Annotated in this window: 20 protein-coding genes; all 20 read right to left on the reverse strand. The window is 57.1% G+C overall.

Translation table 11 applies throughout. The annotated features are described in order from the left end of the window. Positions 1–19: 19 nt before the first annotated feature. On the reverse strand, positions 20–250 hold the full coding sequence (gene tatA / locus B9Z42_RS02140) for a Sec-independent protein translocase subunit TatA (protein ID WP_100131674.1): 231 nt from the start codon (positions 248–250) through the stop codon (positions 20–22). Between the two features lie 32 nt (positions 251–282). Further along, complete coding sequence (locus B9Z42_RS02145) at positions 283–642, reverse strand: histidine triad nucleotide-binding protein (protein WP_100131675.1); 360 nt, start codon at positions 640–642, stop codon at positions 283–285. A 17-nt stretch (positions 643–659) separates the two neighbouring features. After that, entirely contained in the window at positions 660–1,013 is a 354-nt protein-coding gene (locus B9Z42_RS02150) for a hypothetical protein (protein ID WP_100131676.1), read from the reverse strand. Between the two features lie 25 nt (positions 1,014–1,038). Next, positions 1,039–1,407, reverse strand: coding sequence for a phosphoribosyl-ATP diphosphatase (locus B9Z42_RS02155; protein ID WP_100131677.1), 369 nt, complete (start codon positions 1,405–1,407; stop codon positions 1,039–1,041). 19 nt (positions 1,408–1,426) lie between these two features. Continuing rightward, complete coding sequence (hisI, locus tag B9Z42_RS02160; RefSeq protein ID WP_100131678.1) at positions 1,427–1,828, reverse strand: phosphoribosyl-AMP cyclohydrolase; 402 nt, start codon at positions 1,826–1,828, stop codon at positions 1,427–1,429. Continuing rightward, positions 1,825–2,040 (reverse strand): DUF4287 domain-containing protein, encoded by a 216-nt coding sequence (locus B9Z42_RS02165; protein WP_100131679.1) that lies wholly within the window; start codon positions 2,038–2,040, stop codon positions 1,825–1,827. Before B9Z42_RS02165 ends, hisI begins: the two co-directional genes overlap by 4 nt. A gap of 21 nt (positions 2,041–2,061) precedes the next feature. Beyond that, a complete protein-coding gene (gene hisF / locus B9Z42_RS02170) occupies positions 2,062–2,862 on the reverse strand; it encodes an imidazole glycerol phosphate synthase subunit HisF (protein WP_100131680.1) in 801 nt (266 codons plus the stop codon). A gap of 18 nt (positions 2,863–2,880) precedes the next feature. After that, positions 2,881–3,771 carry a D-hexose-6-phosphate mutarotase gene (locus B9Z42_RS02175; RefSeq protein WP_233203487.1) on the reverse strand — a complete coding sequence of 297 codons (891 nt, stop codon included), beginning with the start codon at positions 3,769–3,771 and terminating at the stop codon, positions 2,881–2,883. A gap of 44 nt (positions 3,772–3,815) precedes the next feature. After that, complete coding sequence (gene hisA, locus B9Z42_RS02180; RefSeq protein WP_100131682.1) at positions 3,816–4,556, reverse strand: 1-(5-phosphoribosyl)-5-[(5-phosphoribosylamino)methylideneamino]imidazole-4-carboxamide isomerase; 741 nt, start codon at positions 4,554–4,556, stop codon at positions 3,816–3,818. A gap of 15 nt (positions 4,557–4,571) precedes the next feature. Next, positions 4,572–5,222: an imidazole glycerol phosphate synthase subunit HisH gene (gene hisH, locus B9Z42_RS02185; protein ID WP_100131683.1), complete on the reverse strand. Its 651-nt coding sequence runs from the start codon at positions 5,220–5,222 to the stop codon at positions 4,572–4,574. A gap of 12 nt (positions 5,223–5,234) precedes the next feature. Continuing rightward, entirely contained in the window at positions 5,235–5,840 is a 606-nt protein-coding gene (gene hisB, locus B9Z42_RS02190; protein WP_100131684.1) for an imidazoleglycerol-phosphate dehydratase HisB, read from the reverse strand. Next, positions 5,837–6,967 carry a histidinol-phosphate transaminase gene (gene hisC, locus B9Z42_RS02195; RefSeq protein WP_100131685.1) on the reverse strand — a complete coding sequence of 377 codons (1,131 nt, stop codon included), beginning with the start codon at positions 6,965–6,967 and terminating at the stop codon, positions 5,837–5,839. The genes hisB and hisC overlap by 4 nt, the downstream gene beginning before the upstream one ends. Then, positions 6,964–8,286, reverse strand: coding sequence for a histidinol dehydrogenase (hisD, locus tag B9Z42_RS02200; RefSeq protein ID WP_100131686.1), 1,323 nt, complete (start codon positions 8,284–8,286; stop codon positions 6,964–6,966). Before hisD ends, hisC begins: the two co-directional genes overlap by 4 nt. A 24-nt stretch (positions 8,287–8,310) precedes the next feature. Further along, entirely contained in the window at positions 8,311–8,979 is a 669-nt protein-coding gene (hisG, locus tag B9Z42_RS02205; RefSeq protein WP_100131823.1) for an ATP phosphoribosyltransferase, read from the reverse strand. A gap of 20 nt (positions 8,980–8,999) precedes the next feature. Beyond that, the gene (gene murA, locus B9Z42_RS02210) at positions 9,000–10,277 is read right to left on the reverse strand and encodes a UDP-N-acetylglucosamine 1-carboxyvinyltransferase (RefSeq protein ID WP_100131687.1); all 1,278 of its coding nucleotides are present in this window, start codon (positions 10,275–10,277) and stop codon (positions 9,000–9,002) included. A gap of 32 nt (positions 10,278–10,309) precedes the next feature. After that, complete coding sequence (locus B9Z42_RS02215; RefSeq protein ID WP_100131688.1) at positions 10,310–10,573, reverse strand: BolA family protein; 264 nt, start codon at positions 10,571–10,573, stop codon at positions 10,310–10,312. Between the two features lie 11 nt (positions 10,574–10,584). Further along, the gene (locus tag B9Z42_RS02220) at positions 10,585–11,364 is read right to left on the reverse strand and encodes an ABC transporter permease (RefSeq protein ID WP_100131824.1); all 780 of its coding nucleotides are present in this window, start codon (positions 11,362–11,364) and stop codon (positions 10,585–10,587) included. Beyond that, the gene (locus B9Z42_RS02225) at positions 11,364–12,281 is read right to left on the reverse strand and encodes an ABC transporter ATP-binding protein (protein ID WP_100131689.1); all 918 of its coding nucleotides are present in this window, start codon (positions 12,279–12,281) and stop codon (positions 11,364–11,366) included. Before B9Z42_RS02225 ends, B9Z42_RS02220 begins: the two co-directional genes overlap by 1 nt. A gap of 82 nt (positions 12,282–12,363) precedes the next feature. Next, positions 12,364–12,636, reverse strand: coding sequence for a lipid asymmetry maintenance protein MlaB (locus tag B9Z42_RS02230; RefSeq protein ID WP_199171956.1), 273 nt, complete (start codon positions 12,634–12,636; stop codon positions 12,364–12,366). Between the two features lie 3 nt (positions 12,637–12,639). Beyond that, positions 12,640–13,290: a phospholipid-binding protein MlaC gene (locus B9Z42_RS02235; protein WP_100131825.1), complete on the reverse strand. Its 651-nt coding sequence runs from the start codon at positions 13,288–13,290 to the stop codon at positions 12,640–12,642. Positions 13,291–13,334: the final 44 nt, after the last annotated feature.

Below are 13,334 nucleotides of genomic sequence, written 5' to 3' on the forward strand. Positions count from 1 at the left end.
AGCGAACGATCAACAGCAATTAAGACTTGTTCTTGACTTCAACGTCAATGGTGGTTTTGTCAGCCGACACAGCGGCAGCAGGGGCTGCTGGCTTGTCTTCGGCAGGCGCGCTGCCGTCTTTCATGCCGTCTTTGAAGCCTTTCACAGCGCCGCCCAAATCGCCGCCGAGATTGCGCAGCTTCTTCGTGCCGAACACCATGATGACGATGACCAACACGATCAGCCAGTGCCAAATTGAAAACGAACCCATGTGTAACTCCTAAGTGATGGTGTGAATTCTAATCAGCCGCGCAGCCAAGGTCGTGGACCACCCATGACATGCCAGTGCATATGGTGGACTTCTTGGCCCCCTTCGGCGCCTGTGTTCGTCACAAGGCGAAAGCCCCCTTCTGGGTAAGGTCTTGCGCCCTCTTGCAACGCCAGCTTAGGCGCCAGCAACATCATGCGGCCCAACAAGCCTTCGTGCTCCGATGTGGCGTGCGCCATCGAGGGAATATGCAGTTTAGGAATGATCAAAAAGTGCACAGGCGCCCAAGGATTGATGTCGTGAAATGCGAATATTTCGTCATCTTCATAGACTTTGCGTGACGGAATGTGGCCTGCGATGATTTTGCAAAAAATACAATTTGAGTCGGCGGTCATAGAAAGGTCATGAGAAATTAAACATCCATCGGTTGCTGCTTGTTCAATCGAACCCAGCCCAACACGATGCGGTACAGAAACCAAACAGAAATCACGGCCCAAGCCAACCAGCCGGGCAAGATGAAAAAGAACCACAGCGGAGATGTGACCAAATACAGCACAGCTGCCCAAATCACCGTGTGAATGCGGTAGCTGAAATGCGAAGCCTCCCAGCCGTCGCCCGCATCGCCTCGTTTGACCAAGTCCAGAATCAAAGCCACCACCAGCAACACAGGCCCCGCCTGCGCACCGGGAATGATGGCACTCACCGCCACAATCAAATGCAGCACGTAACTGATGAGGCTGACCGTGTGTGTGGCGTCTTCTTGCATCGTCGATGCGTCTGAACCGTCGGGTTTAGTCACCCGTCAACTCGCGGTGCTGCGCTTTGCGCAACGCTTTTTCTTCTAAGCCGCTCAGACCTTCACGACGGGCCAACTCATTGACCACATCGGCAGGCGTCAAACCGTAGTGCGCCAGCGCGATCATGCTGTGAAACCACAGGTCCGCCACTTCGTACACCAGCTTGGCAGGGTCGCCGCCGTGATCCACATCTTTGGCAGCCATCACAGTTTCGGTGGCTTCTTCGCCGATCTTCTTCAAAAAGGCGTCAGGTCCTTTGTGCAGCAAGCGCGAAACATAGCTTTTTTCGGGATCGCCACCGTTGGCGGGCTTGCGGCTTTCAATCACGTCGGCCAGACGTTGCAGGGTATCGATAGCGCTCATGTCAGTGGCTTCTCAAACGTCATTTGTAAATGGATTCAGGGTCTTTGAGCACAGGCTCGCAAGCCTGCCACTCTGTACCCTCTGAGCTTTGGTTCAAGCGTTGGTAAAAGCAACTGTGGCGGCCAGTATGGCAGGCAATGCCCGGCTCATGGCCCTCTTGCGTCACCTTGAGCAACACCACGTCGTTGTCGCAGTCAATGCGCATGTCGTGCACCGTTTGCACGTGGCCCGACTCCTCGCCCTTGAACCACAGCTTGTTGCGAGAGCGGCTGAAATACACAGCGCGCTTGAGCTCAGCCGTTTTTTGCAGCGCCTCGCGGTTCATCCACGCAAACATAAGCACATCGCCGCTGTCTTTTTCTTGGGCGATCACGGGCACCAGCCCCTTGTCGTCCCATTTGATGTTGTCTAGCCAGTTCATTTTTTATCCTTTGCCAGCACATGCGCAACGATGGCGTTGGCATGACCGTGACCCATTGCATGCTCTGACTTTAACCACGCCACCATTTCCATGTGTTTCATGCCTTTAAGCGCGCCCACAATCGCTAACCAATCGCTGATTGGTTGCCCATACTTTTTCTCGATCGCAGGAAAGTAGGACGCAGGGCCTTTGATTTTTTCTTCTGTGGACATGGTGATTTATGAGGTCGAGCGTTACAAACGCACAGGAATCCCACGCTCCCGCATCCGCTCTTTCGCCTGCTGCACGGTGTACTCACCGTAGTGGAAGATGCTCGCAGCCAGCACGGCGTCAGCGCCACCTTGTTGCACGCCGTCGGCCAAGTGGTCTAGGTTGCCCACGCCGCCCGACGCAATCACGGGCACGGGCACGATGTCGGACACTGCGCGTGTCAATGCCAAGTCAAAGCCGCTTTTTGTGCCGTCGCGGTCCATGCTGGTGAGCAAAATTTCGCCTGCGCCGTAGTCGGCCATTTGCTTGGCCCACGCCACGGCATCTAGGCCGACGTTTTTTCGGCCACCGTGGCTGAACACATCCCAACCGGGGCCGACGGGCAAACCGTTGGCACCCGCGCGTTGCTCGTCTTCTGCGGTGCGGCGTTTGGCGTCGATGGCCACCACGATGCACTGTGCGCCGTATTTGGCCGAGGCATCGCGAATAACTTGTGGGTTGGCAATAGCTGCTGAATTGAAGCTCACTTTGTCAGCGCCTGCATTGAGCATGCGGCGCACGTCGTCGACGGTGCGCACACCACCGCCCACGGTAAGGGGGATAAACACTTGGCTGGCCACGGCTTCGATGATGTGAAGAATCACATCGCGCGCGTCGCTGGTGGCGGTGATGTCCAAGAAGGTGAGTTCGTCAGCACCTTGGTCGTTGTAGCGTGCCGCGATTTCCACAGGGTCGCCTGCATCGCGCAGCTCGACAAAGTTGACGCCTTTGACCACGCGGCCGCCGGTCACGTCGAGGCAAGGAATGATGCGCTTAGCAAGCATAGAGGTCCAAAGAGTTCTTCAAGAAACGGTCAAACGCTGCCAGCCAACCCATTGGCCACCAGCGGGAATCGAGATGGGTTCAAACACTTGAGCCGCTTCCACGCACAGCATGCGCGCAAATCCTTGGGCTGGCATGTCAGCCAGTGCGGCGCATTTGCCCTCGCCCGGGTTCCACACAACCGACTCGGCCCATGAAGGGCTTTGTTCAATTTGCAAAGTGGCCGTGCCGTCTTGCAGGTGCAAGGGCTGGATCGTTGCGCCTTCACCACGCGAATACACGCGGTCGAACTCGCCATCAAAGTAAAGCACGTCGTCAGCCACGCCATGCACATCCACCGTCGAGTCCCACTCAGCGCTGCCGCCCAAGCCACGCAGCTCAGTCAGGTCGATATCGTCCACCGCGAGGTAGGTGTGCAAGGCACCGATGAAGTGCAAATCGTTTTGCAGCTCAGTGTTGTTGACGGTCAAGGTGATGGTCAACTGACCGGGTGCAAGGGCCACACGCAGCTGAGCCACAAAAGCTTGCGGCCAAATAGCCAAGGTGGCAGTGTTGGTTTGGAGCGTGAAGACCATGTGCGAGCCTTCATGACCGACCGCAGCTTCATTCTCTTGTTCGGCTTCGCCGATTTGTGCCACCTCTTCGACATGCCACAGCATGTTGCGCGCAAAGCCATGCTTGGGCAACTTGCCGCGTTGGTTGAACTGGGGAAAGCACACCGGTACGCCGCCACGAATGGCCGATTGGCCATCCCACAGGTTGTTGGGGCTTAAAAACAAACGCTCGCGGCCTTGGCTCACCCACGACAACACATGCGCGCCTTGCAGGGCCACCAGCACGGTGTCGCCGCAAGGCAGGGTCAAGCGCTGACAAGCCAGACCCTGAAAAACTTCGGAAGTCAACATAGACATGGCGGGGGTTTTAGGCGCAGGCCGCGCTACCCGCAGCCATGCATTCAGCCATTGAGCTCGTCGGCGCGGGCTTGGGCTTGGGCGAAGTCCAAGTCGCCGCTGTAGATGGCGCGACCACAAATCACGCCCTCGACGCCCTCGCCTTCCACGGCGCATAACTGTTCGATGTCGGCCATGTTGGACAAGCCGCCGGACGCGATGATGGGAATGGTCACCGCTTGTGCGAGTTTGACGGTGGCTTCGATGTTGATGCCACTGAGCATGCCGTCGCGACCGATGTCGGTGTAGATGATGGACTCAACGCCATAGTCTTCAAACTTCTTGCCCAAATCAGCCACTTCATGGCCGGTCAGTTTGCTCCAACCGTCGGTGGCGACTTTGCCGTCTTTGGCATCGAGGCCAACGATGATGTGGCCGCCAAAAGCAGCGCAAGCGTCTTTCAAGAAGCCGGGGTTTTTGACCGCTGCTGTGCCAATGATGACGTAGCGCAAGCCCGCATCGATGTATTTTTCAATCGTGTCAAGGTCGCGAATGCCACCGCCCAACTGCACCGGAATGTCGTGGCCCACGGCTTTCAGAATGGCCTTGATCGCCGACTTATTTTGTGGCGTGCCAGCGAAGGCACCATTCAAGTCCACCAAGTGCAGACGACGTGCGCCTTTGGCCACCCAGTTGAGTGCCATTTGCGCAGGGTCTTCCCCGAAGGTGGTGGATTGGTCCATGTCGCCTTGTTTGAGGCGCACGCAATGGCCGTCTTTGAGGTCAATCGCAGGAATTAAATACATGATGACAAGTTAAGTTCAAGGGTTCCAATGCAGGAAATTACGAAACAGGGCCAAGCCATGTGCCGCGCTTTTTTCTGGGTGAAATTGTGTCGCAAAAAGATTGTCACGGGCCACGGCACATGTAAAAAGGCTGCCGTAGTCGGTTTGTGCCGCGCTGTGTGCTGAGTTTTTAGGGCAGGCGTAAAAGCTGTGCACGAAGTAGAAGAAGCTGGCATCCGGAATGCCTTGCCACAGCGCATGCGGCTGGGTTTGCATCACTTGGTTCCAGCCCATTTGCGGCACCTTAAAGCGGCTGCCATCAGCTTGCGTGCGGCCTGCCAAATCAAACTTCACCACCTCGCCGGGGATGAGCCCTAGGCCGGGGGTGTCGCCTTCGGCGCTGTGGTCGAGCATCATTTGCATGCCCACGCACACACCAAACAACGGCTTTTTGTTGGCTGCGTCCAACACGGCATCAAGCAAACCAGACTCGCGCAACTCGCGCATGCAGTCAGGCATGGCGCCTTGGCCGGGCAAGACCACGCGATGCGCGTCACGCACCACTTGTGGGTCAGAGGTGACGATCACCTCGGCATGGTCCACTTCGGAAGCGGCATGCATGACCGCTTGCGCCACAGAGCGCAAGTTGCCCATGCCGTAATCAACGACGGCGACTTTGTTATTCATACGCGCGAGGGATCACAAGCTTCCCTTGGTGGATGGAATCATGCCGGCAGAGCGAGGGTCCAGCTCCAGCCCCGAGCGCAAAGCACGGGCGAAGGCTTTGAACACAGTCTCAGCTTGGTGGTGCGCGTTTTCGCCGCGCAGGTTGTCGATGTGCAGGGTGACGAAGGCGTGGTTCACAAAGCCTTGGAAAAACTCATAGGCCAACTGGCTGTCGAACTCGCCAATCATGCCGCTCTTGAACGGCACGTGCATGATCAAACCTGGACGCCCCGAAAAGTCCACCACCACGCGGCTGAGCGCTTCGTCGAGCGGCACATAAGCGTGACCATAACGACGGATTCCCTTTTTGTCGCCCACGGCCTTGGTAAAAGCTTGGCCCAAGGTAATGCCCACGTCTTCCACGGTGTGGTGGCCGTCGATGTGCAAGTCACCCACGGCGTGGATGTCCAAATCGATCAAGCCATGACGCGCGATTTGATCCAACATGTGGTCAAAGAAACCAATGCCGGTGGAGAGCTTGGATTGGCCCGTGCCGTCGAGGTTGATCTTGACAGTGATTTGGGTCTCGGCCGTGTTGCGGCTGACTTCGGCTGTGCGTGCTGTTGTTTGAGTTGTCATGTCGTGACTTTCGCTGAAGTGAGAGCGGCTTGCAAGGCCGCCAAAAGTTGCGTGTTTTCCTCAGGCGTGCCGATGGTCAAACGCAAGCAATTGGCCAGCAATGGGTGCATTTTAGAAACGTTCTTCACCAAGACTTTGTGGGCCTTGAGCACCTCAAAAGCACGGGCGGCAGCGTCCGCTTCACCTTCAAAGCGCAGCACCATCATGTTGGCTTCGCTGGCATAAGGCGTCACACCCGCCATCTGCTGCAAGGCTTTGAACAAAGCCTCGCGCTCGGAGCGAATGACAGCGGCTTGCTGCGCAAACACCTCGGTATGCTCGAGCGCAAACAAAGCGCATTCGGCGTTGAGCACACTCACGTTGTACGGTGGGCGCAGTTTGTCGATCTCGTTGATCAGCGCCACTGGGGCCATCATGTAGCCCAAGCGAATACCGGCCAAACCAAACTTCGACAAAGTGCGCATCAAGAGCACGTTGGCGTTGGCCGCTGGGTGTTGGCGAATTTCATCGAGCCAACTTTTGCTGGAGAACGGCTGATACGCCTCGTCCATCACCACCAAACCGCCGTAGGCGCTGACCTGCGTGATGAGGCGTCGGATGGTATCGGCGTCCCACAAATTGGCGGTGGGGTTGTTGGGGTAGGCAATGTAGACAATGGCGGGCTCATGCTCAGCGATAGCCGCAGACATGGCTGCTTCGTCCAACTCAAAGTCAGCCTGTAAGGGCACAGCAATGTAAGGCAGCCCTTGCAACTTAGCGCTCATGCCGTACATCACAAAGCCGGGTTCTGGGGCCAGCACTTTGGCACCCGGCTGTGTGCAGGCCATGGACAACAAAGCGATGAGCTCGTCCGAGCCGTTGCCCAACATCAAGCCCAAACCTGCAGGCAAATCGACGTAACGCGACAGCGCGTTTTTCAGATCATCAATGCGTGCGCCGGGATAACGGTTGACGGCCACCGCCCCCAAACGGGCGCCCAACTTGGCCTGCAATTCGGGCGAGAGAGTGAATGGGTTTTCCATCGCGTCGAGCTTGACCATGCCCACCGAGTGCTGTACCGCATAGGCGTGCATGGCCTGGACATCGGGGCGAATGAAACGCAAGGCCTTGTTCGTTTGATTACTCATATCGGTCCGTCTTTCTTCAAGCGAAACTCCGCCGCCATGGCGTGGGCTTGCAAGCCTTCGCCATAGGCCAACACCGCGGCAATCTTGCCCAGCGTTTGTGCGCCCAGCTCGCTCACCTCAATCAAGCTGCTGCGCTTTTGAAAGTCATACACACCCAAGGGCGAGCTGAAACGCGCCGTGCCGCTGGTGGGCAACACATGGTTGGGACCAGCGCAGTAGTCGCCCAAGCTTTCGCTGGTGAACGCACCCAAAAAGATGGCGCCGGCGTGCTTGAGCAGCGGCTCCCACTTGTGTGGCTCGTTACTCGACACCTCTAAGTGTTCCGGCGCAATACGGTTGCTGATGGCGCAAGCCTCTTCCATGCTGCGGGTGTGGATGAGCACACCGCGGCCGTTGAGCGATTTTTCAATGATGTCTTTGCGCGGCATTTGCGGCAGCAAACGCTCGATCTCGGCTTGCACACGGTCGATGTATGCGGCATCGGGACAGAGCAACACGCTTTGCGCCAACTCGTCGTGCTCGGCTTGGCTGAACAAATCCATCGCCACCCAATCGGCCGGTGTAGAGCCATCGGCCAACACCAAGATTTCGCTGGGGCCTGCAATCATGTCGATGCCCACTGTGCCAAACACGCGGCGCTTGGCAGCGGCCACATAGGCGTTGCCAGGGCCGGTAATTTTGTCCACCGCTGGCACCGTGGCAGTGCCATAGGCCAACGCAGCCACAGCCTGCGCGCCACCGATGGTGAAGGCGCGGCTCACGCCGGCCACATACGCAGCGGCGAGCACCAATGGGTTTTTCTCGCCCTTGGGCGTAGGCACCACCATGATGATGTCTTCCACACCCGCAACGTGCGCAGGAATAGCGTTCATCAACACGCTGGAGGGATAAGCGGCTTTGCCACCGGGCACGTAGATGCCCACACGGTCGAGCGGCGTGACTTTTTGACCCAGCAACGTGCCATCGGCATCGCGGTAGGTCCAGCTTTCACCACTGGCTTTCTTTTGCGCCTCGTGGTAGCTGCGCACGCGTGCAGCGGCAGCTTGCAAGGCGTCGCGCTGCTCGGCGGGCAAGGCATCAAACGCGGCTTTGAGTTCGGTTTGCGTCAACTCCAACGCGGCCATGGTGTCAGCCTTCAGGCCGTCAAAGCGCTCGGTGTACTCCAGCACGGCAGCATCGCCACGCTTTTGCACATCAGCCAAGATGTCTGCCACACGTTGCTCAATGGCTGCGTCGGTGTCGGCAGACCAATGCAAGCGCGCTTTGAAATCAGCTTCAAAGGTGGGGCTGGTGGTCGAGAGACGAAGCGGTTTGGCCATCTTGTGTACGTGTGTGGTGAGAGGTTATTTGCCAGCCGACAGAGCGGCAGAAAAGGCATCGATGAGGCGGCGAATGTCGGCCTGCTTCATCTTCAAAGCGGCTTGGTTGACCACCAAACGAGAGCTGATGTCCATGATGCGTTCGACTTCCACCAAGTGGTTGGCCTTGAGCGTGTTGCCGGTCGACACCAAGTCCACGATGGCATCGGCCAAGCCGGTGAGTGGGGCCAATTCCATGGAGCCATAGAGCTTGACCAAATCGACGTGCACGCCTTTGGTGGCGAAGAAGTCGCGTGCGATGGTGGTGTACTTGGTCGCCACTTTCAAACGTGCGCCTTGTTTGACCATCGCTGCATAGTCAAAGTCGGAACGCACAGCCACGCTCATGCGGCATTTGGCAATTTGCAAATCGAGCGGCTGGTACAGACCAGTGGTAGCAACACCACCTGCCACGCCACCGCCATGTTCGATCAGCGTGTCAAGACCCGTCACACCCAAATCAGCACCGCCGTATTGCACATACGTGGGCACATCCGACGCACGCACCAAGACCACGCGCACATGAGCGAGGTTGGTGGGCAAGATGAGCTTGCGAGATTTTTCTGGGTCTTCCAGCACCTCAATGCCTGCGGCCTTGAGCAGCGGCATGGTTTCATCAAAAATGCGGCCTTTGGAGAGCGCCAAGGTCAGCATGGTATTTTTTTCGTTACCGTTCATTTCACTCTTTCGATATCAGCACCAATAGCGCGCAACTTGGCTTCCATCTTGTCGTAGCCACGGTCCAAGTGGTAAATGCGGTCCACCAAGGTTTCGCCATCGGCCACCAAACCCGCAATCACCAAAGATGCCGAGGCGCGCAAGTCGGTGGCCATGACGGTGGCGCCCGAGAGTTTTTGCACGCCTTCAAGCACCGCCACTTTGCCGTCGATTTGAATGTGTGCGCCCAAGCGCACCAACTCGTTGACGTGCATGAAGCGGTTTTCAAAAATCGTTTCCGTCACCTTCGATGCGCCCTTGGCAATCGCGTTCAACACCATGAACTGCGCTTGCATGTCGGTGGGGAACCCTGGGTATTCGGTGGTACGGAAGTTTTGTGCCTTAAGGTGTTCAAACGCAGGCGCAGTGCCTTGAATGCGAATGCCGTCTTCGTTGGCTGTGACCACAGCACCTGCATCGCGCAGCTTGTCGATCACCGCGTCCAAATGGTCGGCGCGGGCGTGACGCAAAAACACATCACCCCCCGTCGCGGCCACCGCGCACAAGAACGTGCCAGCTTCAATGCGGTCAGCCACCACCTTGTGCGTGCAACCGTGCAAGCGCTCGACGCCTTGAATGTGGATGCGGCTGCTGCCATGGCCTTCAATCTTCGCACCCATGGCAATGAGCATTTCGGCCAAGTCTGGAATCTCAGGCTCTTGCGCAGCGTTTTCGAGCACGGTTTCGCCATCGGCCAATGCCGCAGCCATGAGGAAGTTTTCGGTGCCGGTAACCGTGACCATGTCGGTGGCAATGCGTGCACCTTTGAGGCGTGTGCGACCGCCACCCAACTTGGCCAACATGTAGCCGTGCTCCACGTCAATCTGGGCACCCATGGCTTGCAAGCCTTTCAAGTGCTGATCGACGGGGCGAGAACCAATGGCACAACCCCCGGGCAACGACACCTTAGCGTGGCCAAAGCGGGCCAGCAAAGGCCCAAGCGCCAGCACCGAAGCACGCATGGTTTTCACCAACTCGTAAGGAGCTTCGGGGTTGTTCAAACCACCGGCGTCTAAGCTGACTGTGCCATCGTCTGCACGCTCGGCCGTCACACCCATGTTGCGGATGAGCTTGAGCATGGTGGCCACGTCTTGCAACTGCGGCACGTTGTGCAGCGTCACTGGCTGGTCGGTCAACAAGGCCGCGCACAGTTCGGGCAAGGCCGCATTTTTAGCGCCCGAAATCAGCACTTCACCGCTCAATGAACGGCCGCCGCGAATTAAAAGTTTGTCCATAAATTAGTTTTCAAGCGCAAGCCACACAGGGCTCAGTGCGCGGTGTCAGAGGCTTGGCTGCCCAAAGCCAACCATTCGGCAGGCGAGTAGGTTTTCATCGACAAAGCATGCACCTCATCGGTTTTCATTTTGTCACCCAAGGTGGCATAGACGCGTTGGTGGCGTTGAATCAGGCGCTTACCCTCAAACTCAGGCGAGACCAAGGTGGCGTACCAATGGCGGCCATCGCCCTCGACTTGCAGGTGCTCGCAGGGCAAGCCTGCGGCGATCAATGCTTGTAATTCTTGTGCTGTCATGCGAGCTTTCTTTATCCGCGAATTTTGTAACCCGTGCGCAGCAAATGCAGCGCCACCACGGACACACCACACAGACACACGCCCACCACGCCCAAGCTCAACCAAGGCGACACATCGCTTTGGCCAAAGAAGCCGTAACGGAAGCCGTCGATCATGTAGAAAAACGGGTTGAGGTGGCTCACGCTTTGCCAGAAGCTGGGCAGTGAATGGATGGAATAAAACACGCCGCTCAAAAACGTCATCGGCATGATGATGAAGTTTTGGAAGGCGGCCATTTGGTCAAACTTGTCGGCCCACAAACCCGCAATTAAGCCAAGGGTTCCCAGCAAGAAGGCCCCGGCCACCGCAAAAACAATCACCCACAAGGGCTGTGCAGGGAGCAAAGAAAAGCTCAACACCGACGACTGCCACACAAACAGCACACCCGCCAGCAACACGCCCAAGCCGACCAACAAGCCACGCACCATGGCTGACAGCGCGTAAGCGAAAAACCAGTTCCAGTGCGACAAGGGTGTGAGCAACAAAAACACCAAGTTACCCATGATCTTGCTTTGCACCATGGACGAGGAACTGTTGGCAAACGCGTTTTGCAACACGCTCATCATCACCAGTCCCGGAATCAAAAAGGCGGTGTAGCTGACGCCGGCGTACACCTGCACATGCGACTCCAACACATGGCCAAAAATCATCAAATACATGACGGCTGTCAGCACAGGCGCCGCTACCGTTTGGAAACCCACCTTCCAAAAGCGCAATACCTCTTTGTAAAAAAGAGCCCTCCAACCGGTCATCATGCGCTTGCCTCTTCGTGTTGGTGCATCACGTCGAGGAAGACATCTTCCAAGTCTGCTTTGCGAATTTCGACATCTTCGGCCTTCAAGCCAGCTTGTCGTACGGCGGCCAAATACAGCTCAATCTCTGCCGCATCGTTGGCAGGAAATTGAACAATGCGCCCGGTCACCCGTGCTTTGGTCGCTAACTCAGGCGGCAACTCAGCATCCAACTTGAAGCGCAAGACGTTGCTCGACGCAGCTTTCAACAGCTCGGTCGTGCTGTCCAAAGCCACGACCTTGCCGTTCTTGAGCATGGCGATGCGGTTGCAAAGCGCCTCTGCCTCTTCCAAATAGTGCGTGGTCAGCAAAACGGTGCTGCCTTCGCGGTTAAGTTTGGCGATGAATTGCCAAAGGGTTTGACGCAACTCAACATCCACGCCGGCCGTAGGCTCGTCGAGCACGATGACCGGAGGTTTGTGCACCAAGGCTTGCGCCACCAACATGCGGCGTTTCATGCCGCCCGACAGTTGACGCATGTTGTGGTGGGCTTTGTCGGCCAGGCCGAGGCTGTGCAAAAGTTCGTCAATCCAAGCGTCGTTGTGTTTGACGCCGAAGTAGCCCGATTGAAATTTCAACGCCTCACGCACGTTGAAAAACGGATCGAACACCAACTCCTGCGGCACCACGCCCAGCAAACGCCGCGCTTGCGCCGATTGTTTGGCCACATCCACGCCCTGAACCAAGATGGCGCCAGAGGTGGCCTTGGCCAAACCGGCCAAGATGCTGATGAGCGTTGTCTTGCCCGCACCGTTGGGGCCTAAAAGGCCAAAAAACTCACCCTGCGCGATGTCAAAGCTCACCCCATCCAAGGCCTGAAAAGGTCCACGGGCAGTGGGGAACGTCTTGGATACGGATTGAAAAGAAATAGCGGACATAAGTAGCCTTTGATTTTAAGGCCTTGCCAATGCCCTCAGTGGTTAGCGCCACGAATGACCGCAGAGGCGGCACACCCAGCAGTTAAGCGACTAACTCCGTAACGCCGTAAACCTTCGCCAAAGCTTGGGCACGCTCTGGAAGTCCCGTCATACGAAAGACGCCACCCAGCCCCAGCACGGCACGCCGACACGCCAAGACCACGGCCAATGCCGACGAATCGAATTGCTGCAGCGCCGACGCGTCCAACACAGCTTCGCGGCCTTGAGTAACTTGCGCGCAGAGGGCGGCCACCAAGCCATCGGAGACCGACTGGGCTTGGGCTTGCATGACCAGGGCAGGTAAACAGATTGACATGGTTTATTTCGGCACCACGCGGGCATTGGCCTTGTTGCGCTCAACCAAGCTGGCGATCAAGCCATCGACGCCCTTGGCATTGATCTCTTGCGCAAACTGACTGCGGTAGTTTTCGACCAACCACACACCCATCACATTGAGGTTGTAAATGCGCCAGCCAGAGGGGGCATCCGCCGACTTTTCAACGCGGTAGTCGAGTTGCAGTGGGTCACCTTTACCGTGTACCTCTGTGCGCACAATCACTTCAACGTCGTCAGCCGCTGCGCGCAAGGGTTTCACCACAATGGTTTGGTTGTTGATTTGGCTCACCGCGCCCGCATAGGTGCGCACCAACAAAGCTTTGAACTCTTCTTGCAAGCGCTTTTGCTGATCAGGGGTGGCTTGACGCCAGCCTGGGCCAACCGCCGAGGAGGTCATGCGCTGGAAATTGACATGCGGCATGACGCGTTGGTCCACCAACACACCGATCTTGGTCACATCGCCCGACAGAATGGTCTTATCGGCTTTCACGATGTCCAGCAACTCGGTGGTCAAACGTTTGATAAAAACGTCGGGGGCCTCGGGCGCCGCAAGGGCCACGCCCGAAGTCAAGCCAAAGGTCGCAGCCAACAGGCCGGACGACAACGCGCGCACGAGAGCGCGACGGGTGTTCAAAGAAAGATTCAAGCAATTCATAGTCATCAAATTCGAAGCTTCGA

The organism is Limnohabitans sp. B9-3, assembly GCF_002778325.1.
GTDB lineage: Bacteria > Pseudomonadota > Gammaproteobacteria > Burkholderiales > Burkholderiaceae_C > Limnohabitans > Limnohabitans kasalickyi.